The organism is Streptomyces acidiscabies, from assembly GCF_020010905.1.
Lineage (GTDB): Bacteria > Actinomycetota > Actinomycetes > Streptomycetales > Streptomycetaceae > Streptomyces > Streptomyces acidiscabies.
Map to the genome: position 1 here is coordinate 1,773,738 of NZ_JAGJBY010000001.1, position 23,766 is coordinate 1,797,503.

The window sequence follows — 23,766 nt, forward strand, 5'->3', positions numbered from 1 at the left end:
CCGCCTACCCCTTACGGGACTTGGGCACGGACACGTCCGGCGGCTCACCCAGCGCCTCCAGCGCGGCCCGTGCCCGGGGCGCCCACAGCGGCGAGAACCTCGGATTGATCCGCAGCGCGTCCTTCAGGTGCCTGCGCGCGGGCCCGTACTTCCCCAACTCCCGCTCGACCGCGCCCCGGTGGAACAGGTACGACGCGCTGCGCACCCCGCCGCCCTTCGTACCGTCCGTAGCGATCGACAGGTACCAGAGGGCCTTCTTGTGCTGCCCCGCCCGGTGCAGGGCCCACCCCAGCGCGTCCGCGACCGCGATGCCCGGCTGGCGGCGCCACTCGGCACGCAGCCGCGTCACCGCCGCCTCCGGGTCACCGTGATCGGCCTCGAACCGGCCGAGCAGCAGCTCGTTGTCGACCCCGGCCGCGCTGTCCTGGCGGATGCGGGCGCGCAGCAACTCGTACTCGGCGTGGGCCTGTTCGGCGAGGCCCAGCGACTCGTACAACTCGCCCAGCTCCAGGGCGTACTCGGGCAGCGGCTGGCCGGCGAGCGCGGACTTGTACGCGGCCAGGGCCTCCGCCGTACGGCCCAGCGCGGCCAGCGCCCTGCCCTCGCCGGCCTGCGCCGCCCGCTGGTCGGGGTCGAGGCGGACGGCCTCCTGGAAGTGGCGCAGCGCGTCGGGGAAGTCGCCGCGCTCCCAGGAGAGTTGACCGGCCTGCTCCAGCAACGCGGCCTGTTCGGCGGGGGAGTTCGCCTTCGCCGACGCGTCGTACAGCACGGCCGCCGCGTCCTCGCGCCAGCCCCGGTCCCGGTACACCGCCGACGCCTTCGCCTGCGCGGCCGGACCCGAGTGCAGCTCCATGAGCTTCTCCAGCGTGGCGCGGGCCTTCTTGTAGTCGCCGAGGCCGGTGTACGCGTCGATCAGCGGGCCGTACGCCGTCCAGCGCTTCGGCGCCGCCTTCACCGCCGTCTCGCCCCACTCCTTGGCGCCCCGGAAGTCCCGGCGGGCGCTCGCGAGGGTGGCGAGACCGGTGAGGGCGTCGGGGGTGCGGGACGCGTGCAGGGAGGCGCGCAGGGCGTGTTCGGCCTTCGGGTAGTACACGGTTGCATCCGCGGTCCTGCGTCCCCGCTCGACGTACGCCGCGCCGAGCACGGCCCACGCGGGGGCGTCGCCCGGGTGGCGCCGTACGAACGCCTCGCGCTCGCCGATCAGCGCCGTCAGGTCCGGGAGGGCCGCGGCCATGCCGGTGGTGACGGCCGCGTGCGCCAGGGCGCCGGGCGCCGGGGCGGGGGCGCGGTGGACGGGGGCGGACTCGCCGGGGAGGAAGAGGAGCGCGCCGCCGGTGAGGGTGAGGGCGGCGGCGAGGGCGGTGAGGAGGCGGGGGTGGCGGCGGAGGGCGGGGAGTTGTGGGCTCTGCGGGGGCGGTGCGGCGTTTTCAGCAACGTTTTCTGTGCTGTTTCCCTGGGTTGTCCCGTGCATGCGCTTACTGTGCGTCGATATGACGAGCACATCACGTCACCCGGTGGCTCGTGCGGTGGGGTTCACACCGATGGCCCCGGGTGCGAGGCTGTGATCATGAGCCGTTCCCAAGGTCTCCTCGCCCGACTCCGCGACGGCCTCCCGGCCGAAGCGCTCCTCGCCGACCCCGACGTCACCACCTCTTACGCCAACGACATGGCTAGTTTCTGTCCGGCGGGCACCCCTGCGGTCGTCGTACTGCCCCGGACCGTCGAGCAGGTCCAGCACGTGATGCGGGTCGCCACCGAGCTGGGGGTACCCGTAGTACCCCAGGGGGCCAGAACCGGACTCTCCGGCGGGGCCAACGCCTCCGAGGGGTGCGTGGTGCTCTCCCTCGTCAAGATGGACCGCATCCTGGAGATCAGCCCGGTCGACCGGATCGCGGTGGTCGAACCGGGTGTCATCAACGCGACGCTCTCCCGCGCGGTCAACGAGCACGGGCTGTACTACCCGCCGGATCCCTCCAGTTGGGAGATGTGCACGATCGGCGGCAACATCGGCACGGCCTCCGGGGGACTGTGCTGCGTGAAGTACGGGGTCACCGCGGAGTACGTCCTCGGCCTCGACGTGGTCCTCGCGGACGGGCGGCTGCTGTCCACCGGACGGCGTACCGCCAAGGGGGTAGCCGGGTACGACCTGACGCGGCTGTTCGTCGGGTCGGAGGGGTCGCTCGGGGTGGTGGTGGGTGCCACCCTCGCGTTGAAGCCGCAGCCGCCCCAACAGCTGGTCCTGGCCGCCGAGTTCGCCTCGGCGCGGGCCGCCTGCGACGCGGTGTGCGCGATCATGGAGGGCGGGCACCTGCCGTCCCTCCTCGAACTCATGGACCGTACGACCGTCAAGGCGGTCAACGACCTCGCGCACATGGGGCTGCCGGAGACCACCGAGGCGCTGTTGATGTGCGCCTTCGACACCGCCGACCCGGCCGCCGACCTCGCCGCCGTGGGCGCGCTCTGCGAGGCCGCCGGCGCGACACAGGTCGTCCCCGCCGAGGACGCCGCCGAGTCCGAACTCCTCCTCCAGGCACGCCGATTGGCCCTCAACGCGCTGGAGGCGGTCAAGGGCACCACGATGATCGACGACGTCTGCGTACCCCGCTCCCGCCTCGCCGACATGCTCGAAGGCGTTGAGCGGATCGCCGAGGACCACAAGCTCACCATCGGCGTCTGCGCCCACGCCGGGGACGGCAACACCCACCCCACCGTCTGCTTCGACGCCACCGACCCCGACGAGTCCCGCCGGGCCCGCGAGTCCTTCGACGCGATCATGGCCCTCGGCCTCGAACTCGGCGGGACCATCACGGGAGAACACGGGGTCGGCGTCCTCAAGAAGGAGTGGCTGGCACGGGAGTTGGGGCCCGTGGGCCTGGAGATGCAGCGGAAGATCAAGGAGGTCTTCGACCCGCAGGGGCTCCTGAACCCGGGGAAGCTGTTCTGAGGGTGACCTCCTGAGTACCCCGTAGGTCGTAACTCCGCTCACTCGCCGTCCTTCGACTCGTCCGACGGCCACGGGTCGCGCAGCCACAGATCGTCGGCCGGGGTGACCGCGAGCAGCTCGGCGAGGCCGTCGTCGAGGCCGAGCCGCTCGCCCTCAGAGCCCGGGGGTACCACCCGGAGGGTGCGCTCCAGCCAGGCGGAGACCTGGGCGGCGGGGGCTTCGAGGAGGGCGTCGCCGTCGGGGGAGCTGAGGGCCATCAGGACCACGCTGCGGCCGTCGACCTTCGTCGGCCAGACGCGGACGTCGCCGTGGCCGCAGGGCCGGAAGACGCCCTCCACGAGTAGTTCGCGGGCGAACGTCCAGTTGACCGGAACGCTGGAGTTGATGTGGAAGGTGACGTGGATCGCGAAGGGGTCGTCCGAGCGGTAGCTCAGCCGCGCCGGCACCGGGATGCTGCGCTCCGGCGACAGGATCAGCTTGAGTTCCAGCTCCCGCTCGACCACGGTGGGGTGCATGTCCGTACTCCTCTCTCGGCGGCCCGGAGTGGGCCCGCGCGAGGAGAGAGCGGCTTCGCGGCGGAGCATTACGCGGGTTCGGAGAAAAATTTTCCGCGGGGGTGAGAACGGTGTGCGTACCGGTCCGCAATGAGACCGGTACGGACGGACTGGTGATGGGCCGCGCGCGGGTCTGATAGATGTGGTTGCCCCCAGCCCACCTCCGAGCAGATAGCGGGACGACGGACATGAGCGCCCCAACCCCGGCCCCCGGCGACGACAGGCCCCGCGAGGGCTACTACCCGGACCCGTCCATCCCCGGATACGTCCGGTACTGGAACGGTGCTGCCTGGGTACCGGGCACCAGTCGACCGGCCCCGTCGGACGGCCGCCCGCTCACACCTCCGGCGGGCTCCGGCGGCCCGGCGCCCGCCGTGGAGGAGACCGGCCCCCACTTCTTCGACGAGGACCCCGAGCCCGCGTCCGCGTGGGCCGCCGACGCCGCCCGCCAGTCCGGCTTCGGCGGCGACCAGGACCGCCGTATCTCCTGGGGCTCCCCGCAGCCCGCCGACCCCCGCGCGCCCAGGGACCCCAGGGTCTCCGGGCAGTCCTCAGGTACTAGTACTCCCGCCGGGCCACCCGCCGATCATGAGTCCGGTTCCGCCGGCGACCACGGCACGGTCACCTTCCGTGCGCCGGTCCCGCGCACGGGGGAGCAGCGGGGGAGCACGGGTTCCGCCGGGGGGACGACCCCGGGTACGGCACCGGCGCCCGCCGCGGCCAAGCCGGGGTTCGGCGCGGGGAAGGCGGCGGCTGCGCGGGCGGCGGCGCAGGGAGCCGGTGCGGGTGCTACGGGTACTACGGGTGGTACGACGACGTCCCGGCCCGGCGGCGTAGCTCCGGGGACCCCTGGTACCCCTCATACTTCCGGCGGACCCGGCGCTCAGGGCGCCCCCGCCTTCCCGGCGTCCCCCAGTACCCCGGGTACCCCCAGTACCCCCACCCCCCGTCGTCCCCCCGGCATCTCGGTCCCCGCCCCGGCCTTCCCCCACGACACCGACGACTCCCCGTCCCCCGCCCCCGCGGGCGGCCCGCACTCCTGGGCGCAGCAGGTCCACCGGCTCGCCGCCGACGACCAGAACCAGCCCGTCACCCCGTGGCGCCCCCCGGTGGAGGACGTCTTCCAGGCCGCCGCCCGGCGCCAGGCCTCGGCCCGCCCCGCCGGCCTCGGCAAGCGCTTCGCCGCCCGCCTGGTCGACACCCTGGTCCTCGCGGCCGTCACCGGCGCGGCGGCGTTCCCCCTGGGTACTAAGGCCGTAGACCACGTGAACGCGAAGATCGACGAGGCGAAGCTGTCGGGCCGTACGGTCACCGTCTGGCTCCTGGACGGCACGACCTCCGCCTACCTGGGCATCGTCCTCGCCGTCCTCCTGCTCTTCGGCGTCCTGTACGAGGCGCTGCCCACCGCGAAGTGGGGCCGCACCCTGGGCAAGAAGCTGTTCGGCCTGGAGGTGCGGGACATCGAGGGCGGCGAGCCCCCGAGCTTCGGCGCCGCGCTGCGCCGCTGGCTGGTCTACAGCGTCCCGGGGCTGCTGGCCGTCGGAGTCGTGGGCGTCGTCTGGGGCGTGTTCGACAAGCCATGGCGCCAGTGCTGGCACGACAAGGCCGCACATACGTTCGTGGCGGGATGACCCCGTACCGCTCCAGGACTACCTGACTCGGTCCCTCGTACGGCCTCCCGCCGGATGCGGAGCCGGGCACTTCGCGGTGCACTCGGGCCATGACCACCGAACCGCCCCCCGGCTCCGGCGGACAGCCACCGGAAGAAGACCCCTTCAGGAAGCAGCAGCCCCCCTCGTACGGCCAGTCACAGGGCGGCGACCCCTACGGGAACCCGTACGGAGGTCAGCAGCCTCCCCCGGGGTACCCCTCAGGTACCCCCTACCAGGGGCCTCCCTACGGCAACGACCCCTACGGCAACGACCCCTACGGCGGCGCCCCGCCCGGCAACGACCCCCTCGCGGGCATGCCCCCGCTGGCCCCCAGCGGCAGGCGCACCCTCGCGAGGATCGTCGACATGATCCTCGTCGGCGCGGTCGTCGCCCTGCTCACCTGGGCGTTCCGCGTCAACGAGTACGACGTCAGCGGCGACGACGTGAACTTCGGCAAGTCGTTCTGGCAGTCACTCGTCGCCGCCGTCCTCTACATGGCGTACGACACGGTCCTGACCGCCCGCACCGGCCAGACCCTGGGCAAGAAGTGGCTCGGCATGCGGGTCGCCAACCTCGCCGACGGCACGAACCCCTCGATGCAGACGTCGCTCGCGCGGGCGGCCGTCCTGTGGATCCCGTTCGCGTTCTGCTGCGCCTGCGTGTGGACGCTGATCTCGGGCGGCTGGAGCTACTTCGACAGGCCCTACAAACAGGGCCTGCACGACAAGGCGGCGAAGACGGTCGTGGTGAGCGTCTAGCGCCCCGGCGTCAACTCGCCGCGCACACAGCACAGTAGAGGGCCCGAGTCTCTCAACTCGGGCCCTCTACTGTGCCGTACGGCAGGTGCGCCGTACAACGGGCGTCGCGGTGAAGGGAGTTCTAGGGTGCCACCGGCTCCTTCGCCGGGTGGTCGGCCGTGGAGCGGGCCACCACAGGGGAGGCGGCGCGCGCCGTGCGGGACGACCTGGCCGGGACCGTCATGGCGACGAGCAGGCCGAGGGCGAGGGCCGCGACGGCGATCACCGCGACACCTGGACCCGAACTGGTCTCTGACAGCAGCAGCATGGCCAGCGTCGAAAGAATGACGGTGCAAGTACCGTACGTGAGCTGTGCGACAGTCGGACGAGGCATGGCAATCGTGTCCTCGGATGCGGGGGAGATCTCGACTCTAATCGCGTGCATGCCCGAGCGGAACGAACGGTAAGCGTGACCTGACGCACGGGCTCGGAGCACAGGGGGCGCACGGAGTCATGGCAACAGGTGTTCGGGCCGGCGTGCGCGCCCGCGATGTGACAGTCATGTGTCCGCAATGCGAACCCCGGCTTCTAATAGTGCACATTCCATGGTCGAGTCAAGGTCTGTCTTTTCTGCTCAAGCAGTAGTCAAATGACGTCACTTGGCTATACACGCGTATCCCCCGTGCGCAGGTCCGGCATGTCCTATGTCATGCCCATGTCATCCACTGTGCGGGTCGGTACGTGCAGGGGAGGACAATCAAGTGACCAGCAGATCCTGGACGTTCAGAACGGCCGCCACCGCGGTCGCCCTCGCGGCGGCCTCGGCCACGTTCTCGACGTTCGCCGTGGCTCAGGCGGCCGACAACGGCCCGTCGGCGGCCCCGGCGGTGGACCGGCACGACCCGCAACCCGCGGCGAGCAAGGAACACGACTTCGACGGCCCGCTCAGCAAGACGCAGGAGGCGCAGCGCGAAGAGGCCCTCAAGCAGGTGATATCCGGCGAGGCGGCGGTCAAGAACCGCGACGGCTCGAAGGTCGTCCAGCTGAAGGGCAAGAAGGGCGACAGCAAGTACGTCGAGCTGGGCCGCGAGAAGACCGACAAGATCTTCACGATCCTCGTCGAGTTCGGTGACCAGGTCGACCCGCGCTACGGCGGCACGGTCGGCCCGCTGCACAACCAGATAGCCAAGCCCGACCCCGCCCTCGACAACTCGACGGCCTGGCAGGCCGATTACAACCGCGAGCACTTCCAGGACCTGTACTTCGGCAACGGCGAAGCCTCGGTGAAGAAGTACTACGAGAAGCAGTCCTCGGGCCGCTACTCGGTCGACGGCACCGTGCAGGACTGGGTCAAGGTCCCCTACAACGAGGCCCGTTACGGCTCCAACGACGCACCGCAGGGCGCCTGGTACGCCGTTCAGGACGGCGTCAACGCGTGGGTCGCCGGACAGAAGGCCGCTGGGGTCTCCGACGCGGTCATCAAGTCGACGCTCGCCGGTTACGACCAGTGGGACCGCTACGACTTCGACGGCGACGGGAACTTCAACGAACCCGACGGCTACATCGACCACTTCCAGATCGTGCACGCCGGCGAGGACGAGTCCGCGGGCGGCGGCGCGCAGGGCACCGACGCGATCTGGGCGCACCGCTGGTACGCCTTCTCCACCGACTCGGGCGTCACCGGCCCCGCGGACAACAAGCTCGGCGGCGCCCAGATCGGCGACACCGGCCTGTGGGTCGGCGACTACACGATCCAGCCCGAGAACGGCGGACTCGGCGTCTACGCCCACGAGTACGGCCACGACCTCGGCCTGCCGGACCACTACGACACCGCCGGCGGCGAGAACTCCACCGGCTTCTGGACGCTGATGTCGTCCGGCTCCTGGCTCGGCACCGGCAAGAACCAGATCGGTGACCTGCCCGGCGACATGAACGCCTGGGACAAGCTCCAACTGGGCTGGCTGGACTACGAGGTGGCCAAGGCGGGCGTCAAGTCGACGCACAAGCTGGGAGTTGCCGAGTACAACACGAAGAACCCGCAGGCCGTCGTCGTCCAACTGCCCGAGAAGCAGGTCACGACGGAGGTCGTGCCGCCCGCCCAGGGCGCGACGCAGTGGTGGAGCGGCAGCGCCAACGACCTGCGCAACACCCTGACCCGCCCGGTCGACCTGACCGGCAAGTCCTCGGCCTCGCTGTCCCTGGACGCCTGGTGGGACACCGAGAAGGACTTCGACTACGCGTACGTCGAGGTCTCCACGGACGGCGGCGCGACGTACACCCCGGTCGACGGCACCCTCGCCGACGGCACCGCGATCCCGCGCGACGGCAGCGGCCGTCCGGCCCTCACGGGGTCGGTGGACGCCTACCAGAAGCTGACGTTCCCGCTCGACGCGTACGCCGGCAAGAAGATCTCGCTGCGCTTCCGTTACCAGACGGACGGCGGCGTGGCCCTCAAGGGCTTCGCGGCCGACCAGATCACTCTCAAGGCCGACGGGGCTACGGTCTTCGCGGACGACGCGGAGAGCGCGGACGCCGCGTGGACCGCGAGCGGCTTCTCCCGGATCGGCGCGTCCATCTCGGACAGCTACGCGCAGTACTACCTCGCCGAGAACCGCCAGTACGTGTCGTACGACAAGACCCTGAAGGTAGGCCCGTACAACTTCGGTTTCGCGGCGCCCAAGGACAAGTGGGTCGAGCACTACCCGTACCAGAACGGTCTGCTCATCTGGAAGTGGGACACCTCGCAGAAGGACAACAACACCAGTGCCCACCCGGGTGCCGGTCTGGTCCTTCCGGTGGACTCCCACCCCACCCCGCTGAAGTGGTCCGACGGCACTCTGATGCGCAACCGCATCCAGTCCTTCGACTCCACCTTCAGCTGGTACCCGACCGACGCGCTCACGCTGCACAAGGCGGGCGTCGCGACGAAGATCAAGGCCCGTCCGGGCGTCCCGGTCTTCGACGACGGCCGCTCCAGCTACTACGACGCGTCGACCCCGTTCGCCGGTGTCAAAATCACTGACACCAACACCTCCATCAAGATCGTCAGTGAGCCGCTGAGCGGCCGGACGGTCACCGTGAAGGTTGGACCCTCGACGAAGTAGTCGGCGTCTTCGCAGGTCAGAAGCGTATCGGCGGCAACCCCCTGGCGGGTTGCCGCCGATCGTGTTTAGGTGCCTCCTGTGGACCGCTTATTGACACCGACCCGCACGGGGGTATGACCGCATGGCCACAGGAGGCTTCTCGAAGCTGCCCGGAGGCACCGTCGTGGTGGCCGTGAACCTGCCCAGCCCGGCCGTCGCGGACGCGGTCGTACGGGTCCTGGTCCACGCCGGGAACCGGGCCCGGGCCCTGACCCGGCTGCGCAACCTGGGGCTGCGCGCGGTGTACCTGAGAGGTAATGCCGCGCCCCCGACGCCGGACGAGATCACGGCCGTGCTCCACCATCCCGACGGGCTGATATGGCGGACCGCCGGGTCGATGGAGCTGTGGCATCCGATCAGGGCGCTGATGCGGGGGACGGTGGCGCGGTGAGGGTCGGGGTGGGGGTAGTAACCGGTTAATACCTGGGAGCTACGGTCACTCTCGGCCCGGTCACTCGGTGATGCGGATGGCGGCGGCCGGGCAGACCGCGGCGGCTTCCCGAGCGGCGTCGTAGTACTCAGGTCCCGGTGCCGCGCTCAGCAGGACGACGATGCCGTCGTCGTCCTGGTCGAACACCTCGCCCGCCTGGACGGTGCACAGACCGCTCGCACAGCACAGCTCTTCGTCGACGGTGATCTTCATGGTGGGGTTCCTTCGTCTGACGGCGTGGGGGATCAGGTCGCTGGCTCGGCGCGGTTCACCAGGTGACCCACAGCTCGTCCAGCCCCGTCGCCACGACCCCCGTACGGATGCTGAGCGACTCCGGGGTGTCCCGTAGCCGCAGGCCCGGCAGACGCCGTACGAAGCTCGCGAGGACGACCTGGAGCTCGACGCGCGCGAGGGTCTGGCCGACGCAGAAGCGCGGGCCCGCGCTGAACGCGAGGTGCTGCTGGGCGTTCGCCCGGCGGGGGTCGAAGCTGTCCGGGTCGGTGAACTTGCGCTCGTCGCGGTCGGCCGCGCTGAGGTTGACGAACAGGGTCGTCCCCGCCGGTACCGGCTCGCCGCCGACCTCGATGTCCTCCGTGATGAACCGGGGGATGCCGAGCCCGCCGACCGGGTCGAGCCGCAGCGACTCCTCGACCGCGCCGGGCACGAGCGAGGGGTCGTCCACGATCGCCTCGTACAGCGCGCGGTCCGCGAGGAGCAGGGCCGTCATCTTGGCGATCATGTTCGAGGTGGTCTCGTGGCCCGCCAGCAACAGGCCCACAACCGTTTGCACAAGTTCCGCGTGGCTGAGCCGGCCGTCCTCGCTGTCCGAGATCTGCGTCAGCTCGCTGATCAGGTCGCCCTGCGGATCCGCGCGCTTCTCCTCGACCAGCGCGGAGGCGTACGCGCCGAACTCCCGTAGCGCTTCGTCCACTTCGGCCTGCGTGTACTTGGTCGTCGTCATCATGACCTCGGACCAGCGCGCGAACTTGTCCTGGTCGCTCGCGGGGGCGCCGACCAGCGCGCAGATGACCCGGACGGGGAGCGGCAGCGCGAACTCCGTGCGCAGGTCGAGCGGGCCGCCCTCGGCGATCATGCCGTCGAGCAGCTCGTCCGCCATCTCCTGGACGCGCGGGCGCCACAGCTCCATCTTTTTCACTGTGAACGCCGAGGTCAGCAGGCGGCGGTACCTGCGGTGGCCCTCGCCCATCATCGAGGACGTCGCCTCGTTCTCCCGGGTGAACAGCCCGCCGTCCTCGGTGTTCGAGGTCTTCGCGGCGCCGGGTTTGTCGAGGCGGCGGTTGAAGCGGGGGTCGGAGAGGAGGGCGCGGGCGTCGTCGTACCCGGTGACCAGCCCGACGACGTCGCCGCTGGGCATGCGGACATGGGAGACGGGGCACCCCTGCCGGGCCTCGGCCCACTCGTGGGGCGGCTGGAGGGCCTGGGGCTGCTCGAAGGGGTAGGCGGGTACTACGTCGTCGGTGGCGGTCATGGTGGGGGAGCTCCTCGCTCGTGTGGGGGTATGGGGGGTAGGGGGGGAGGGAGGGGGACGGCGGGGTGCGGGTACGGGCCTCTGGGGCGAGGGGGTATTAGACGTGTAGGCCGAGAGGGGTACGGCTAGGGGCGTACTCGTACGGGCCCTCCCGCGAGGCGGCGCGGCAGCGTCAGGCCGTCGTCGGCACCGCGTCCTGCCACGCCGCCGACACCGCGATGGACTGCCGCCACTGCCGGATCGCCTTGGGCGGCATGCCCACGCCGAGCGCGCCGACGAGGCGGTCGCCCTTGCGGTACGCGGCGATGAACCGGCGCTCGGCGAGCGAGCCGTCCACCACGGCGACCTCGTCGTGCCCGCGCAGGTAGCCGAACGCCTGCACCTTCATGTCGTATTGGTCCGACCAGAAGTACGGCACCGGCGCGAACGCCTTGGGCGCGCCGGGGTTCAGGAGGTTCCGGGCGGCGGCCATGCCCTGCTCGGCGGCGTTCGTCCGGTGCTCGATGCGCATCGGCGTGCCGAAGAGGGGGTTGTGCCAGCGGGCGACGTCACCGGCGGCGTACACACCGGGTGCGGCGGCGCAGTACTCGTCGCAGACCACGCCCGAGTCCAGCGTCAGCCCGCTGTTGTTGAGCCACTCGGTGTTGGGGAGGGCCCCGATCGCCACGAGGACGTCGTCGGCCTCGATCTCGCTTCCGTCGGCGAGCCGTACCCCTCCCTCGCAGGTCTCCGTCACGGACACTCCGCAGCGCAGGTCCACCCCGTGCTCCCGGTGCGCCTCGGTCAGCACGCGTCCGACGTCCTCGCCGACGGCGTGCGCCAGCGGTACGGGGGCGGGCTCCAGGAGGACCACTTCGGCGCCGAGCTTCCGGGCGACCGAGGCGACCTCCGCGCCGAGGAATCCGGCGCCGACGACGACCAGGCGCCGTCCGCTGCGGAGGCGGGCCTGGAGGCGGAGGGAGTCGTCCAACGTGCGCATCACGTGCTGGGGGCCGGTGCCGGGGAGCCTTCTCGGCCGTACGCCGGTGGCGATGACGAGTCCGTCGTACTCGATCTCTGACCCGTCCCCCAGAAGTACTACGCGGGCCTCGGTGTCCAGCGAAGTCGCCGGGCTGCCCAGCCGCAGCTCTAGTCCGCCTAGCTCCTCAGGGGTACGCAGCCTCACCCTCTCCGGCGGCCACTCGCCCGCCAGTACCTGTTTCGAGAGGGGTGGTCGGTCGTACGGGGCGTGCGGTTCGTCCCCTACCAGCGTGATCGTTCCCTCGTAGCCCTCCCGGCGGAGGGTCTCCGCGGCGGCGAGTCCGGCGGCCGAGGCGCCGACTATCAGGGCGCGGTGCATGGGCGTCTCCTGCTTCTCGTGTGGGGTCGAGATACAGCGCGGCAGCTATTTGCTTTACTTACGCAATCAGATTGGGCTTGCGTAAGTCAAGTAGTGCCGTGGGGTTGTGTGGAGACGGGGGTGGGGCTGAAGTCTGGGCTGGGGAAGGGGAGTTGGCCTCACGCCTCCGGAAACGCCCGCATCGCGTCGCTCGCCGCCCGGTACTCCTCCCGTAGATGCCGGGCCTCCTCGCAGTCCACGCCCTGCATCCGGCAGGTGCCCTTGCAGGACGCGGCGTGTACGAGCCAGTCGCGGTAGAGGGTTGCCGCGTGGGTGTGTGGGGGGTTCTCGGGGGGTTCGGGAGGGGTCGTCATGGTGGGGTCCCCTGTCGTGCTGGGGCGCTTCACCGGGGGGTGGGGTGGGGCGCCGGGGGTGTGCGGTTGTTCTGGTTCACGGATGGTGGGGGGATTGCGTTCAAATGGGTGGGGTTGTAAGGCGGAGTGGCCGAGGGTTCGGTATGGGGAGGGGGAGACGTAGGGGTCGTGGATGTAGGGGGTGCTACGGGTATGACGGGTGTGGCTTCGGCGGCGGCGGTATGACAGCAGCGACGTGAGCAGGTGTCTCATGGGGGTACGGCTCCGGGGGTACGGGCTTCTCGCGAGGGTCGGAATGGGGGTTCCCGGCGACACCGGCACCCTGGGCGGGGCGGACTGCCCAGGGCGCCGGCGGAGGCTCGACCGGGCGAGAAGGGGGTGCCCGGGAGCCTCTGACCTGCGGCGCGTGGATGGGAGCACGCGCGGCAGGGCTCTAGGAGGCGGCGACTCTCTGCGCGGGGAGCGCCTTCTCGGCCCACACGGTCTTGCCGATGACCTCACCGACGACGCCCCAGGAAGTGGCGAGCGACTCGATGAGGGCGAGCCCTCGCCCGCTCTCGTCACCGGGCCCGGCCTTGCAAGGTTGCGGCATCCGGTCGCTCTGCGTGTCCCGCACCTCGACGCGAAAGAGGTCACCGTCACGGGAGATGGAGAGCCGGACTTGACGCCCCGTCGTGCCGGGTACGCGTCCGTGGGTGACGGCGTTGGTGACCAACTCGTCGATCACGAGGACGAGTTCCTCGGTGAAGTCGTCGTCCACGGGGGTGCCGCAGGTGAGGAGGAACTTACGGCAGTCGGTTCGGGCGCGGGCGGCGGCGAGCTTGGTGGTGGGGTAGTGGAAGGCGGCGAACGTTTCGGACATGGCTGACGTCCCTTCGGGCGGCGTGACGCCGACTGATTGCTACAAGGTTGTAGCCAGCCGATTGCATTGCACAAGCCAGTAGAGGAAGTTCGCCCGTTCGAGTGGTAGGTGAGTTGTAAGGTGTGTGAGCGCTCCGGCGTCTGCTATCGCTGGTCAGACCTGGAAAGGGGGGCGTGAGCCATGGCGACGAACCGGACGAAGCAGCCGACCGCGCGACAGGTCCGCTTGGGGTCCATCCTGCGCGGTCTGAGGGAGAGCGGCAGGAAGGGCAGCCAAGCTGTCATCTGCCGTGAACTCGGCTGGCCCGAGTCCAAGTTGAGCCGCATCGAGTCCGGTCAGCTAGGAATCAGCGAGAGCGACTTGCAACTCCTGCTCGACCGGTACGACGTCAAGGACCGGAGTCTGCGCGGTTACGTCGTCGACCTGCGTCGGCGAGGGAACGTCCGAGGCTGGGAGACCGACATCCGTTCGGTCGTGAGCCCGCTGTACGCCGACTTCATCGGCTACGAGTCGGACGCGGCGGAGATGTACAACACCCAGACGATGCTGATCCCCGGGCTGTTGCAAACACGCGAGTACTCGGCGGCCATCTTCGACCAACGGTTCCCCGGCATGGCCGAGGAGCAGCGCCGAGAGCGACTTGAGATTCGGGACAAGCGGCGCGAGGTGTTCGACCGCCCTCGTCCCTTGGTCTTCTGGGGTGTCATCTCGGAGTCGGTGTTCCGGCATGTCATCGGCGGGCCTGATGTGATGGCCGGCCAGCTCGAACAGCTACTGAGCCTGGCCAAGGACTACCCCGGCACGATCAACATCCACGTGCTGCCGGAAGAGTCGCCGTCGCACGGGGCCTTGTTCGGACCGTTCGTCATCCTCTCCTTCCCTCAGCGCTGGGAGCCCGACGTCGTCTACCTGGAGGGCTTCTTCAGCACCAGGTTCCTGGAGGAGACGGAGCAAGTGCAGGAGTACAGCAGGCTGTTCAGGCACTTGATGATGGCAGACTCGCTTCGGGGGCCGGAGTCGCTGAAGCTGATCGAGCGCCACCTCAATGATTACCGCAAGGATGGATAGGAATGTCGCAGTACAGCATCGCTGATGCATCCACGATCGATGCCGCATGGCAGAAGGCTTCGGCATCAGGAGCGGAAGGCGACTGTGTCGAACTGGCCTCGTACGAGGGCCTGATAGCCATCCGCGACAGCAAGTTCCCCGACGGCCCCGCCATCCTTTGCTCCCGCAGTCAGGTCACTACTTTGCTTGCAGGCGTCATGGGAGACGCATTCAACAAGGAGTAGACATGCCCGCACATGTTGTCCAGGACGCCTTCACGCTCACCGTTTCATGGCAGAAGGCTTCGGCTTCAGGCAAGAACGGCGACTGCGTCGAACTCGCCCCCTACAACGGCCGCATCGCCATCCGCGACAGCAAGTCCCCCACCGGCCCCGCCATCCTCTTCTCCCGCCCCGCCCTCCTCACCGCCCTCGAAACCGGCACCTTCTAAAACGCCCGGCGGGCACGCGGACGGCTCGGTGCCTCGGCGAGGCAAGGGTTGCCGTCGCAGATCTGCCAGCCACCTCTCGGTGAGACCTGCTGGACTGATCGTGAAACGCGCTGCCTTTCACGGGACGGAACGCCATGCCGGTAACCACCACAGCTTCAGTCGACGGCCAACTCCTGTCCTCCCGAGCCCCGTTGAAGGGGTGGTTGGCCGTGGTCTCGGTGATGCTGGGAATCTTCGCTATCGTCACCACTGAGATCCTGCCGATCGGTCTGCTGACCTCGATCGGATCCAGTTTCACCGTCTCGGACGGGATGGCTGGACTGATGATGACCATGCCCGGCTTCCTGGCGGCGATCGCCGCTCCATTGGTCACCGCGGCCACGGCACGCTTCGATCGCCGGGTGATGCTCTGCATCTTCGTACTCCTGCTGGCACTGGCGAACTTCCTTGCCGCCGCGGCACCCGACTACTGGCTCGTGCTGGCCTCCCGGATCATGGTCGGGATCACGATCGGCGGCTTCTGGTCGATCGGGGCGGGGTTGGCGGAACGACTGGTGCCGCCGGCCTCGGTCAGCAGGGCAACTGCGGTGATCTTCTCCGCCGTTCCGCTGGGATCCGTCCTCGGCGTGCCGGTGGGTACCTTTGTCGGAGATCTCGCTGGATGGCGAACGGCCTTCACTCTCATGGGAGTTATGACGGTCGGTGTACTGGTCATGCTGCTCTTGTTCGTGCCGCCGCTTCCTCCGGTCCAGGCCACCCGACTGAGCGTCCTCGGCGGCATGCTCCGCAGCGCCGGCACCCGCTTCGCCCTCCTGCTGACGTTCCTCGTCGTGCTGGCCCACTTCGGTACTTACACCTACGTGACACCGTTCCTGGAGCAGGTCACACACGCCGGCGACGGTCTGGTCACCGCGTTCTTGCTGCTCTACGGTGTCGCGGGCATGATCGGCAACTTCTTGGGCGGAGCCTGGGTGGCCCGGTATCCGCGGACCGTGTTCGGGCTCGCGGGCGGCCTGATCGCCGCGGTGACCCTCTTGCTTCCGGCGTTGGGCCGCTGGGAGACGGGCGCAGTGATACTGCTGCTCGTGTGGGGTGTCGGGTACGGCGCTGTACCGGTCGCGTCGCAGACCTGGTTCTTCAAGGCGGCGCCGCATGCACCAGAAGCGGCATCGGTCCTGTTCACCGCCTCCTTTCAGGCAACGATCTCTGTTGGTGCGCTCGTAGGGGGAGTTGTCCTGGACCGCACCTCACCGTCCGCGGTCATGCTGCTGGGTGGTTGCACTGCGGTTCTCATGGTCCTGGCAGTAGGGGCGGCTCTTCGAGAGTGACGAAGTCGTACTGGTAGGTGCCGTCGTCATGCGGACTTCTTTCGATCTCGGTGCCGAATCCCGAATAGTCCGGAAACCTGGCTTGACCGTCGAAGTCTGCGTAAATCAAGGTGAGGTAAAGCCTGTTGCAGTGGTCAAGGGTCTCTCGGTAGATGAATTCTCCGCCGCCGATGAAGATTTCCTCGTGATCTCGCTCGTGGGCATAGGTGAGTGCGTCGCTGAGGGAGTGGGTGACGACGCAGCTTTCCGGGGCGACGAACGAACGGTTTCTTGTCACGACGATTGACCATTTCACGCCTCTCTTTGTTCGCGGGGTTCGAGACCTGAGGGGGTGCCCAGGTCTCTCCGCAGCGGTCGACGACAGATACATGCGCGCCTCACCCTGTACGAAGCGCAGCCCAGAGACGACCTGGTCACTTCAACTCCCCGGCCCGCCAGGTGACATCCTCGGGTCCGACCGGTTTGGGTCAGTGGCCGTTCTCCTGCGACGGGCGGACGCCCCTTACGCTCCGGCGTTCATCGTCCTGCGTGTCGTACAGCGGTACGGCCGCCCGGTGTGGGGGATGCAGCGGGATCACCCCAACTCCGTTGAGAACACCGCCTCGACGCCACCCCCGACGCTAGGGTCACCGCATGGACGAGGAACCCCTCTCGGAATGGGCGGAACGCCGGGACGCGAAGGTCGGGCGGCGGCTGCGGGCCGTGCCGATCGTGCGGGGCGGCGGTCCCCGGGCGGCGCACGTGAACCCGAACGAGCCTCGTGTCATTGAGCGTTGGAACGGCCACGCCTGGGAGCCGTACGCCTACGCCGCCGACCTCGCGGAGGCGAAGCGGATCCTGTACCCGGACGCCGAGGCCCCCGCTCCCGGACCGGTACGTCAACCCCTGGCCCCCGGCCGAGGCAGGCACCGCAAGCCCGACCCCGACCGGCGCTGATCCTGTCCCTGGTGGTCGGGTGGGGTTCTACTCCCACCCGGCCAGTGATACCTGAGAGCTACCCGCGAAGTACCCCTGGAGCGCTTCCCACGACGCCTCCACGAACTCCCCGGGGACCGTCTCCGTATCGACCCAACACACCCGCGCATGCTTGTCCGGCTCGCGGTTCTGAAGCTCGCCGCTCCATTCGTGCACGGCGAAGACGACGCTGAGGTATCCGTCGGGTGCCTCGACTCCCCAGGCGCCGTGGATGACTTGGGCGACCTGGAGCGCATCGGGATGCACCGTCAGCCCGGTCTCCTCGTACAACTCCCGTACCGCAGTGGTGGTGATGGGTTCGCCTGGCTCGCCTTTGCCAGCCGGAAGGTCCCACAACCCCCGGCCGAACTTGGCGTGTTGTCCGCGCTGGAGCAGGACGATGCGACCGGCGGACTTGTCGTGGACGATGACGGCGGCGGCCAGGAGAGTCATGGCCCCATTGTCGGCGGGGAGTTGGTGTCACTTCCGCCAGAACAAGTGATGCGCGACCCCGCTCGGACTCGGCACGACCTCCAGGTGGAAGCGGTCGAGCAGTTCGTCCGGCGAGTCCCACAGGCGTAGCCCCGACCCCAACTTCAGTGGAGACACGGCGACATGGAGCGTGTCGACCAGGTCGGCGTCAAGGAACTGGCGGACCGTCGAGACGCCGCCCCCGAGGCGGACGTCCTTGCCCCCGGCGGCCTCGCGGGCCTGCGCGAGGATCGAGGCCGGGTCGCCCGAGACGAAGTGGAACGTCGTGTCGGAGAGGGTGATCGAGGGACGCGGGTGGTGGGTCATCACGAACACCGGCGTGCGGAAGGGGGGTTCGTCGCCCCACCAGCCCTGCCACTCGTGGTCGGTCCAAGGCCCGCGCTGGGGGCCGAACTTGTTGCGCCCCATGATCTCGGCGCCGATGTTGTTCCTGAAGTCCCGGGTCAGATAGTCGTCGAGGCCGCGCGTCCCGCCGGGGTCCGTACGGTTCGGCCAGCTCGCCGTCGCTCCGGCCCACGCGAAGAGCCGCCCGGGATCGACCGCGTCACCGAAGGGGTGTTCCAGCGACTGGTTCTCACCCGCGCCGACCCCGTCGCTGGAGACGTTGAAGTTCTGGACGCGCAAGAGCTGAGGCATGGGTTCCTCCTGTGCCGACGGCAACAACACCGATGAAGACTCACCGGACGATGAAAACTCATCGGTCGGCGCCGGCCCAGAAGGAAACGCGTTACTAGACCGCGCGGACTTCCCCGGCCTGCGGCCCCCGCTGCCCCTGCGTCACCTCGAACTCCACCCGCTGGTTCTCGTCCAGGTTCCGGAACCCGGTCCCCTGGATCGCGGAGTAGTGCACGAAGACGTCCGAGCCGCCGTCGTCCGGAGAGATGAACCCGAACCCCTTCTCCCCGTTGAACCACTTGACGGTCCCCTGCTGCGGCATCTACGGCCCCTTCCTCTGCTCGATCACGGTGTGCGTGCCGATCCTGCCCCACCGCTCAGCCGGGGAAACCGGGGTTGTACCCCAGAGGTAGTACCCGAGGGTCAATACCCCGGGCGTAATACCCGAGGCGTAATACCGCCCCTCACACCACAGGCTTACCGGTCAGCTCCACCCCGGCCCCCCTCAACTCCTCCACCGCCCGCTCGGTCGTCTCCTTAGCCACCCCCGCCGTCAGATCGAGCAGCACCTGAGTACGGAACCCCTCCCGAGCCGAGTCCAGCGCGGTGGCCCGCACACAGTGATCCGTGGCGATCCCCACGACATCGACCTCGTCGATCCGCCGCTCCCGCAGCCACTCCGCGAGGGACACCCCGTTCTCGTCCACCCCCTCGAACCCGCTGTACGCGGCCGAGTACGTCCCCTTGTCGAACACGGCGTCGATCGCGCCGGAGGCCACGGCGGGCGCGAAGTTGGGATGGAACCCGACCCCCTCGGTCCCCGCGACACAGTGCGCCGGCCAGGAGTTCACGAAGTCGGGGTCGTCGGCGAAGTGCCCGCCGGGCGCGATGTGGTGGTCGCGGGTGGCGACGACATGCCGGTACCCGGTCCCCCCGGCCTGCCCGATCAACTCGGTGATCGCGGCGGCGACATCGGCACCACCGGAGACCGCGAGGCTGCCCCCCTCACAGAAATCGTTCTGCACGTCTACGACGATCAGTGCGCGGCGCATGGTCGGTGCCCTTCGGCTATGGGGGGAGTCAATCGGCTGGGGGAGAGGGGGGATCACGGCTAGGTACGGCGGGGGTACGGGGGTACTGCACCGCCAGGCAGCGGCACGGCTAGCGGCACACCGCCCTAACTACCCGACCTCCCCACGAGGTACTCCGTCGGAAGAACCGGTTCCCCTCGCGAGAGCTGCGTAGCGGACAGCGGCAGCCGGCCGCGTACGGAGATATGCCGCTCACGTACTACGTCCAGAGGCTCACGCCCGACCACCTCGCCCCCCTTCACCAGCTCCACGAGCAGCTGCTGATCGGCGAGTTCGGCCGGCACCGGCCCCGTACCGACGACCTCGGCCTCGGCGACGCCGTACGCATCGGACCGGCGGGCCGCCCACTTCCGTCCCCCCAGCGAGGTCTTCCCCCCGGAGGACTTCTTGGCCACGGACACCAGAGGCGCCTTGGGGTCGGCGGACTCCGCGCGCGCGACCAGCTTGTAGACCATGGAACAGGTCGGGTGCCCGGACCCCGTGACGAGCTGCGTCCCGACCCCGTACGCGTCCACCGGAGCCGCCGCGAGCGACGCGATGGCGTACTCGTCGAGGTCGGAGGTGACGATGATCCGCGTATCCGTCGCGCCCAGCGCGTCCAGCTGCTGTCGTACGCGATGGGCCACGAGGAGCAGGTCGCCCGAGTCGATGCGGACGGCGCCGAGTTCGGGTCCGGCTACCTCTACGGCGGTACGGACGGCCTCGGCGACGTCGTACGTGTCGACGAGGAGCGTCGTACCCCTGCCGAGGGAGTCGATCTGCGCGCGGAAGGCGTCGCGCTCGGTGTCGTGGAGCAGGGTGAAGGCGTGCGCGCTGGTGCCGACGGTCGGGATGCCGTAGCGGAAACCGGCGGCGAGGTCGGAAGTGGTGGTGAAACCACCGACGTACGCGGCGCGCGCCGCGGCGACGGCGGCCAGCTCGTGCGTCCGGCGCGCGCCCATCTCGATCAGCGGGCGCCCGCCCGCCGCCGAGGACATCCGGGACGCGGCGGCGGCGATCGCGGAGTCGTGGTTGAGGATGGAGAGGATCACCGTTTCGAGGAGTACGCACTCCGCGAACGAGCCCTCCACCCGTAGTACCGGAGAGCCAGGGAAGTACACCTGACCTTCGGGGTAGCCCCAGATGTCCCCGGAGAAGCGGTACGACGCCAGCCAGTCGAGCGTCTCGTCGTCGACGATGCTCCGCTCCCGCAGGAAGCCGATGACCCCGGCGTCGAAGCGGAAGTTCTCGACGGCGTCCAGGACCCGGCCGGTGCCGGCGACGACGCCGTAGCGGCGACCCTCGGGCAGGCGCCGGGTGAAGACCTCGAACACGCTGCGCCGCTCGGCGGTGCCCGCCTTCAGCGCGGCCCGCAGCATCGTCAGTTCGTACTGGTCGGTGAAGAGCGCCGTGGACGGGACGTCGACCGGCAGCCCAAGGTCCGCAGGGTTCATGCAGCGGATCGTACTCCCATTTCGTCAGTGTGACGATTTCAGGGTCGCGTGGCAGCATGGGGCCTGTGACGTCACCCGCTCCCGCAGAGATCGAACGCACCGAAACGGTGGAGGAGGTCTTCGCCGTGGCGGAGCCCGACGTCCCCTGGATCACGATCGTGCACAACGACCCCGTCAACCTCATGAGCTACGTCGCGTACGTCTTCCAGACGTACTTCGGCTACAGCAAGGACAAGGCCACCAAGCTCATGCTCGACGTCCACCACAAGGGCCGAGCGGTCGTCTCCAACGGCACCCGTGAGGAGATGGAGCGGGACGTGCAGGCCATGCACGGGTACGGGCTGTGGGCCACGCTCCAGCAGGACCGCAAGTAAGCCCCTACACCGAAAGTGCTACGACCCGTTTCATGCCAGGCATCTTCGAACCGCTCCCCGGCGGCGGCGCGGCCGTCGCCCTCGACGACGTCGAGATCTCGATCATCCGCTCGCTGGCGGTCCAGCTCCTGGAGCTGATCGGCCCGGGCCCCGCCGAGGACGCCTCCGCCGACCCGCTCGCCGAACTCTTCGCCGAGGGCCCCAGCGAACCGCCGTCCGATCCGGTGCTGCTGCGCCTCTTCCCGGACGCCTACACCGACCCCGAGGGGACCGACCGGCAGAAGGAGCAACAGAAGGAGTACTCCTCGGAGTTCCGCCGGTTCACCGAGAACGACCTGCGCGCGGGCAAGCGCGAGAACGCGCTCGCCGTCGTCCGCTCCCTCGACGCGCTGGACGCGGACGGCGCCGTCCTCAAGCTGACCACCGACGACTCCCGCAAGTGGCTCGGCGCCCTCAACGACCTGCGCCTGGCGATCGGTTCACGCCTCGACATCACCGCCGAGGACGACACCGACGTCCTCTACCACCTGCCGGACGACGACCCGCGCAAGCCGATGGTCATGGCGTACCTCTGGCTCGGCGGACTCCAGGAGACTCTCGTCGGCACGCTGATGCCCTGACGTCATACCTCAGATGTAACCGGTTACACCCTTGCTCAGAAGGCCCTCAAATCCGGGTAACGATCCCGTCACCGGCCCGGCCGGTTTTGGTCGCCGAGTGCGTCGTTCGTCCGCTTCTTCCTGTGGGGTGCGCCACATCTAGCACCGGCAACTGATATTGCAGTCGTGATAAATCTTCACGACCGCCCGGCGCGCACCATCCGTATGCGCCGCCGGGTGCGCCACCGAGCCGGCTCGATCGCCGGCCAGGCAAGGGCAGGCCCCCCAGGCCCGCCCGCTCCAGCAGTTCCGGGGGGATCGAAACCCGATCCGTGGTCGACGAGAGGCCCGGATCGGCATGGAGAAAGGCGCACCACACATGACCTCCGCTCAGGTCGACACAGACAACGGCGGCGCGGACAAAGCACCCGAGGAAGGCTACGAGCGCGGGCTCGGCAGCCGTCAGGTGCAGATGATCGCCATCGGCGGCGCCATCGGCGTCGGCCTCTTCCTCGGCGCCGGGGCCAACATCGCCAAGGCCGGCCCCAGCCTCATCCTGATGTACGCCCTCGCCGGCGTGATCATCTTCTTCATCATGCGGGCCCTCGGCGAACTCCTGCTCTACCGGCCCGTATCGGGCTCCTTCGCGGAGTACTCCCGCGAGTTCCTCGGCCCGTTCTTCGGCTATCTCACCGGCTGGACGTACTGGCTGATGTGGGTGGTCACCGGCATGGCCGAGCTGACCGCCGCAGCGATCTACGTCAACTACTGGTTCCCGGCGATCCCCCGATGGGTGACGGCGCTGGTGTTCCTGGTGGTCCTCTTCGGCGTCAACCTGATCTCCGTGAAGCTCTTCGGGGAGATGGAGTTCTGGTTCTCCATGGTCAAGGTCACCGCCTTGATCGGCATGATCGTCATCGGCCTCGGCGTCCTGACCTTCGGCTTCAGCAGCGCGGGCGACACCGCCGCCGTCTCCAACCTCTGGGCGTTCGACGGCTTCTTCCCCAAGGGCATCGGCTCCTCCCTCATGACCCTCCAGGGCGTCATGTTCGCCTACCTCGCCGTCGAGCTGGTCGGCGTCACGGCCGGTGAGTCCGAGAACCCCGAGAAGACCCTGCCCAAGGCCATCAACACGCTGCCGTGGCGCATCGCGCTGTTCTACGTCGGCGCGCTCACCGTCATCCTGTGCATCGTCAAGTGGACCGAGTTCCAGCCCGGTGTCTCGCCGTTCGTCGAGGCGTTCGCGAAGATCGGCATCCCGGCGGGCGCGGGCATCGTCAACTTCGTAGTCCTCACGGCCGCCCTGTCGTCCTGCAACTCAGGTATGTACTCCACCGGTCGCATGCTGCGTAACCTCGCCGACAACGGCGAGGCCCCGGCCGTCTTCAAGAAGCTGTCCTCCACGAAGACCCCGGCCTTCGGCATCACCATCTCCGTGCTCTTCATGGGGATCGGCGTCGTTCTCAACTACGTCGTCCCGGAGAAGGCGTTCGGGTACGTGACGTCCGTCGCGACCGCCGCCGGTATCTGGACCTGGCTGATGATCCTGATCAGCCACGTCCTGTACCGCCGCGCCGTGGTCGCGGGCCGGCTGCCGGCCTCCTCCTTCCCGGCTCCGGGCGGCTCGGTGTGCAGCTGGATCGCCATCGTCTTCCTGCTGTTCGTGACGGGGATCATCGCGTACGACGCCGACGCGCGGATCTGCCTGTACGTCATGGCCGGGTGGGTGACCGCGCTGGGCATCGGCTGGGCCGTACTGAAGAAGGCGAGCCCGGAGGTCACGGAGCGCGCGTACGACAAGGTGGGCTAGCTCTCCGGAGGGACGGGGGTACGGGACCTGGGTACTACCCGGGTAGTACCCACGACGCCCCCTCGCTGC

The 23,766-nt window shown here is 69.0% G+C and carries 27 protein-coding genes; 13 read left to right on the forward strand and 14 right to left on the reverse strand.

Annotation, left to right across the window (positions count from 1 at the left end):
• Positions 1–4: 4 nt before the first annotated feature.
• Entirely contained in the window at positions 5–1,471 is a 1,467-nt protein-coding gene (locus J8M50_RS08380) for a tetratricopeptide repeat protein (RefSeq protein ID WP_010356259.1), read from the reverse strand.
• A gap of 96 nt (positions 1,472–1,567) precedes the next feature.
• Here J8M50_RS08380 and J8M50_RS08385 point away from each other — a divergent pair, with 96 nt between their 5' ends.
• Positions 1,568–2,944 carry an FAD-binding oxidoreductase gene (locus tag J8M50_RS08385; protein WP_040837336.1) on the forward strand — a complete coding sequence of 459 codons (1,377 nt, stop codon included), beginning with the start codon at positions 1,568–1,570 and terminating at the stop codon, positions 2,942–2,944.
• A 38-nt stretch (positions 2,945–2,982) separates the two neighbouring features.
• On the opposite strand, the gene J8M50_RS08390 is transcribed toward J8M50_RS08385, so the two are convergent.
• Positions 2,983–3,459 (reverse strand): SsgA family sporulation/cell division regulator, encoded by a 477-nt coding sequence (locus tag J8M50_RS08390; RefSeq protein ID WP_010356261.1) that lies wholly within the window; start codon positions 3,457–3,459, stop codon positions 2,983–2,985.
• Between the two features lie 227 nt (positions 3,460–3,686).
• Between J8M50_RS08390 and J8M50_RS08395 the strand changes: the two genes are divergently transcribed.
• Together J8M50_RS08395 and J8M50_RS08400 are read left to right on the forward strand one after the other, a co-directional pair.
• On the forward strand, positions 3,687–5,129 hold the full coding sequence (locus J8M50_RS08395) for an RDD family protein (protein ID WP_010356262.1): 1,443 nt from the start codon (positions 3,687–3,689) through the stop codon (positions 5,127–5,129).
• An 89-nt stretch (positions 5,130–5,218) separates the two neighbouring features.
• Positions 5,219–5,908, forward strand: coding sequence for an RDD family protein (locus J8M50_RS08400; RefSeq protein ID WP_010356263.1), 690 nt, complete (start codon positions 5,219–5,221; stop codon positions 5,906–5,908).
• 121 nt (positions 5,909–6,029) lie between these two features.
• Here J8M50_RS08400 and J8M50_RS08405 read toward each other — a convergent pair whose 3' ends face one another.
• On the reverse strand, positions 6,030–6,281 hold the full coding sequence (locus J8M50_RS08405; RefSeq protein WP_010356264.1) for a hypothetical protein: 252 nt from the start codon (positions 6,279–6,281) through the stop codon (positions 6,030–6,032).
• A gap of 367 nt (positions 6,282–6,648) precedes the next feature.
• On the opposite strand from J8M50_RS08405, the gene J8M50_RS08410 reads away from it, so the two are divergent.
• On the forward strand, positions 6,649–8,991 hold the full coding sequence (locus J8M50_RS08410) for an immune inhibitor A domain-containing protein (protein ID WP_010356265.1): 2,343 nt from the start codon (positions 6,649–6,651) through the stop codon (positions 8,989–8,991).
• 121 nt (positions 8,992–9,112) lie between these two features.
• Positions 9,113–9,421: a hypothetical protein gene (locus J8M50_RS08415; RefSeq protein ID WP_010356266.1), complete on the forward strand. Its 309-nt coding sequence runs from the start codon at positions 9,113–9,115 to the stop codon at positions 9,419–9,421.
• A 60-nt stretch (positions 9,422–9,481) separates the two neighbouring features.
• Here J8M50_RS08415 and J8M50_RS08420 read toward each other — a convergent pair whose 3' ends face one another.
• The 5 genes from J8M50_RS08420 to J8M50_RS08445 all read right to left on the reverse strand — a co-directional run bounded on the left by J8M50_RS08420 (position 9,482) and on the right by J8M50_RS08445 (position 13,503).
• Complete coding sequence (locus J8M50_RS08420) at positions 9,482–9,673, reverse strand: ferredoxin (RefSeq protein WP_010356267.1); 192 nt, start codon at positions 9,671–9,673, stop codon at positions 9,482–9,484.
• A gap of 55 nt (positions 9,674–9,728) precedes the next feature.
• Positions 9,729–10,949, reverse strand: coding sequence for a cytochrome P450 (locus tag J8M50_RS08425; protein WP_010356268.1), 1,221 nt, complete (start codon positions 10,947–10,949; stop codon positions 9,729–9,731).
• 172 nt (positions 10,950–11,121) lie between these two features.
• Positions 11,122–12,288 (reverse strand): NAD(P)/FAD-dependent oxidoreductase, encoded by a 1,167-nt coding sequence (locus J8M50_RS08430; protein WP_010356269.1) that lies wholly within the window; start codon positions 12,286–12,288, stop codon positions 11,122–11,124.
• Between the two features lie 158 nt (positions 12,289–12,446).
• Positions 12,447–12,641: a hypothetical protein gene (locus J8M50_RS08435; RefSeq protein ID WP_010356270.1), complete on the reverse strand. Its 195-nt coding sequence runs from the start codon at positions 12,639–12,641 to the stop codon at positions 12,447–12,449.
• 433 nt (positions 12,642–13,074) lie between these two features.
• Positions 13,075–13,503, reverse strand: coding sequence for an ATP-binding protein (locus tag J8M50_RS08445; protein WP_010356271.1), 429 nt, complete (start codon positions 13,501–13,503; stop codon positions 13,075–13,077).
• Between the two features lie 180 nt (positions 13,504–13,683).
• On the opposite strand from J8M50_RS08445, the gene J8M50_RS08450 reads away from it, so the two are divergent.
• From J8M50_RS08450 to J8M50_RS08465, 4 genes are all read left to right on the forward strand, one after another.
• Positions 13,684–14,571, forward strand: a complete 888-nt coding sequence (locus J8M50_RS08450) for a helix-turn-helix domain-containing protein (protein WP_010356272.1) — start codon at positions 13,684–13,686, stop codon at positions 14,569–14,571.
• A gap of 2 nt (positions 14,572–14,573) precedes the next feature.
• Complete coding sequence (locus J8M50_RS08455; RefSeq protein WP_010356274.1) at positions 14,574–14,795, forward strand: DUF397 domain-containing protein; 222 nt, start codon at positions 14,574–14,576, stop codon at positions 14,793–14,795.
• Between the two features lie 2 nt (positions 14,796–14,797).
• Positions 14,798–15,001, forward strand: coding sequence for a DUF397 domain-containing protein (locus J8M50_RS08460; protein WP_010356275.1), 204 nt, complete (start codon positions 14,798–14,800; stop codon positions 14,999–15,001).
• Between the two features lie 134 nt (positions 15,002–15,135).
• Entirely contained in the window at positions 15,136–16,329 is a 1,194-nt protein-coding gene (locus J8M50_RS08465; RefSeq protein WP_050987308.1) for an MFS transporter, read from the forward strand.
• Here the strand turns inward: J8M50_RS08465 and J8M50_RS08470 are convergent.
• Complete coding sequence (locus J8M50_RS08470; protein WP_075661584.1) at positions 16,292–16,624, reverse strand: dihydrofolate reductase; 333 nt, start codon at positions 16,622–16,624, stop codon at positions 16,292–16,294. The genes J8M50_RS08465 and J8M50_RS08470 overlap by 38 nt on opposite strands.
• Before the next feature lie 338 nt (positions 16,625–16,962).
• Between J8M50_RS08470 and J8M50_RS08475 the strand changes: the two genes are divergently transcribed.
• A complete protein-coding gene (locus J8M50_RS08475; protein WP_010356277.1) occupies positions 16,963–17,265 on the forward strand; it encodes a DUF6087 family protein in 303 nt (100 codons plus the stop codon).
• Positions 17,266–17,292: 27 nt separating this feature from the next.
• On the opposite strand, the gene J8M50_RS08480 is transcribed toward J8M50_RS08475, so the two are convergent.
• The 5 genes from J8M50_RS08480 to J8M50_RS08500 all read right to left on the reverse strand — a co-directional run bounded on the left by J8M50_RS08480 (position 17,293) and on the right by J8M50_RS08500 (position 20,914).
• Positions 17,293–17,736, reverse strand: a complete 444-nt coding sequence (locus J8M50_RS08480) for an NUDIX domain-containing protein (protein WP_010356278.1) — start codon at positions 17,734–17,736, stop codon at positions 17,293–17,295.
• Positions 17,737–17,763: 27 nt separating this feature from the next.
• Complete coding sequence (locus tag J8M50_RS08485) at positions 17,764–18,411, reverse strand: dihydrofolate reductase family protein (protein WP_010356279.1); 648 nt, start codon at positions 18,409–18,411, stop codon at positions 17,764–17,766.
• 94 nt (positions 18,412–18,505) lie between these two features.
• Positions 18,506–18,712: a cold-shock protein gene (locus tag J8M50_RS08490; RefSeq protein WP_010356280.1), complete on the reverse strand. Its 207-nt coding sequence runs from the start codon at positions 18,710–18,712 to the stop codon at positions 18,506–18,508.
• Between the two features lie 142 nt (positions 18,713–18,854).
• On the reverse strand, positions 18,855–19,442 hold the full coding sequence (locus tag J8M50_RS08495) for a nicotinamidase (RefSeq protein WP_010356281.1): 588 nt from the start codon (positions 19,440–19,442) through the stop codon (positions 18,855–18,857).
• 125 nt (positions 19,443–19,567) lie between these two features.
• Entirely contained in the window at positions 19,568–20,914 is a 1,347-nt protein-coding gene (locus J8M50_RS08500; RefSeq protein WP_010356282.1) for a nicotinate phosphoribosyltransferase, read from the reverse strand.
• 56 nt (positions 20,915–20,970) lie between these two features.
• Between J8M50_RS08500 and clpS the strand changes: the two genes are divergently transcribed.
• The 3 genes from clpS (at position 20,971) to J8M50_RS08515 (ending at position 23,697) form a co-directional block, all read left to right on the forward strand.
• Positions 20,971–21,288, forward strand: coding sequence for an ATP-dependent Clp protease adapter ClpS (gene clpS, locus J8M50_RS08505; protein ID WP_010356283.1), 318 nt, complete (start codon positions 20,971–20,973; stop codon positions 21,286–21,288).
• 32 nt (positions 21,289–21,320) lie between these two features.
• Entirely contained in the window at positions 21,321–21,908 is a 588-nt protein-coding gene (locus J8M50_RS08510) for a DUF2017 domain-containing protein (RefSeq protein WP_010356284.1), read from the forward strand.
• Between the two features lie 358 nt (positions 21,909–22,266).
• Positions 22,267–23,697 (forward strand): amino acid permease, encoded by a 1,431-nt coding sequence (locus J8M50_RS08515; RefSeq protein ID WP_010356287.1) that lies wholly within the window; start codon positions 22,267–22,269, stop codon positions 23,695–23,697.
• Positions 23,698–23,766: the final 69 nt, after the last annotated feature.

Excerpts from the sequence above, each read along its gene's own strand:
- J8M50_RS08380 (WP_010356259.1), bottom strand. The coding sequence starts at position 1,471 with ATGCACGGGACAACCCAGGGAAACAGCACAGAAAACGTTGCTGAAAAC.
- J8M50_RS08385 (WP_040837336.1), top strand. The coding sequence starts at position 1,568 with ATGAGCCGTTCCCAAGGTCTCCTCGCCCGACTCCGCGACGGCCTCCCG.
- J8M50_RS08390 (WP_010356261.1), bottom strand. The coding sequence starts at position 3,459 with ATGCACCCCACCGTGGTCGAGCGGGAGCTGGAACTCAAGCTGATCCTG.
- J8M50_RS08395 (WP_010356262.1), top strand. The coding sequence starts at position 3,687 with ATGAGCGCCCCAACCCCGGCCCCCGGCGACGACAGGCCCCGCGAGGGC.
- J8M50_RS08400 (WP_010356263.1), top strand. The coding sequence starts at position 5,219 with ATGACCACCGAACCGCCCCCCGGCTCCGGCGGACAGCCACCGGAAGAA.
- J8M50_RS08405 (WP_010356264.1), bottom strand. The coding sequence starts at position 6,281 with ATGCCTCGTCCGACTGTCGCACAGCTCACGTACGGTACTTGCACCGTC.
- J8M50_RS08415 (WP_010356266.1), top strand. The coding sequence starts at position 9,113 with ATGGCCACAGGAGGCTTCTCGAAGCTGCCCGGAGGCACCGTCGTGGTG.
- J8M50_RS08420 (WP_010356267.1), bottom strand. The coding sequence starts at position 9,673 with ATGAAGATCACCGTCGACGAAGAGCTGTGCTGTGCGAGCGGTCTGTGC.
- J8M50_RS08425 (WP_010356268.1), bottom strand. The coding sequence starts at position 10,949 with ATGACCGCCACCGACGACGTAGTACCCGCCTACCCCTTCGAGCAGCCC.
- J8M50_RS08430 (WP_010356269.1), bottom strand. The coding sequence starts at position 12,288 with ATGCACCGCGCCCTGATAGTCGGCGCCTCGGCCGCCGGACTCGCCGCC.
- J8M50_RS08435 (WP_010356270.1), bottom strand. The coding sequence starts at position 12,641 with ATGACGACCCCTCCCGAACCCCCCGAGAACCCCCCACACACCCACGCG.
- J8M50_RS08445 (WP_010356271.1), bottom strand. The coding sequence starts at position 13,503 with ATGTCCGAAACGTTCGCCGCCTTCCACTACCCCACCACCAAGCTCGCC.
- J8M50_RS08450 (WP_010356272.1), top strand. The coding sequence starts at position 13,684 with ATGGCGACGAACCGGACGAAGCAGCCGACCGCGCGACAGGTCCGCTTG.
- J8M50_RS08455 (WP_010356274.1), top strand. The coding sequence starts at position 14,574 with ATGTCGCAGTACAGCATCGCTGATGCATCCACGATCGATGCCGCATGG.
- J8M50_RS08460 (WP_010356275.1), top strand. The coding sequence starts at position 14,798 with ATGCCCGCACATGTTGTCCAGGACGCCTTCACGCTCACCGTTTCATGG.
- J8M50_RS08465 (WP_050987308.1), top strand. The coding sequence starts at position 15,136 with ATGCCGGTAACCACCACAGCTTCAGTCGACGGCCAACTCCTGTCCTCC.
- J8M50_RS08475 (WP_010356277.1), top strand. The coding sequence starts at position 16,963 with ATGGACGAGGAACCCCTCTCGGAATGGGCGGAACGCCGGGACGCGAAG.
- J8M50_RS08480 (WP_010356278.1), bottom strand. The coding sequence starts at position 17,736 with ATGACTCTCCTGGCCGCCGCCGTCATCGTCCACGACAAGTCCGCCGGT.
- J8M50_RS08485 (WP_010356279.1), bottom strand. The coding sequence starts at position 18,411 with ATGCCTCAGCTCTTGCGCGTCCAGAACTTCAACGTCTCCAGCGACGGG.
- J8M50_RS08490 (WP_010356280.1), bottom strand. The coding sequence starts at position 18,712 with ATGCCGCAGCAGGGGACCGTCAAGTGGTTCAACGGGGAGAAGGGGTTC.
- J8M50_RS08495 (WP_010356281.1), bottom strand. The coding sequence starts at position 19,442 with ATGCGCCGCGCACTGATCGTCGTAGACGTGCAGAACGATTTCTGTGAG.
- J8M50_RS08500 (WP_010356282.1), bottom strand. The coding sequence starts at position 20,914 with ATGAACCCTGCGGACCTTGGGCTGCCGGTCGACGTCCCGTCCACGGCG.
- clpS (WP_010356283.1), top strand. The coding sequence starts at position 20,971 with ATGGGGCCTGTGACGTCACCCGCTCCCGCAGAGATCGAACGCACCGAA.
- J8M50_RS08510 (WP_010356284.1), top strand. The coding sequence starts at position 21,321 with ATGCCAGGCATCTTCGAACCGCTCCCCGGCGGCGGCGCGGCCGTCGCC.
- J8M50_RS08515 (WP_010356287.1), top strand. The coding sequence starts at position 22,267 with ATGACCTCCGCTCAGGTCGACACAGACAACGGCGGCGCGGACAAAGCA.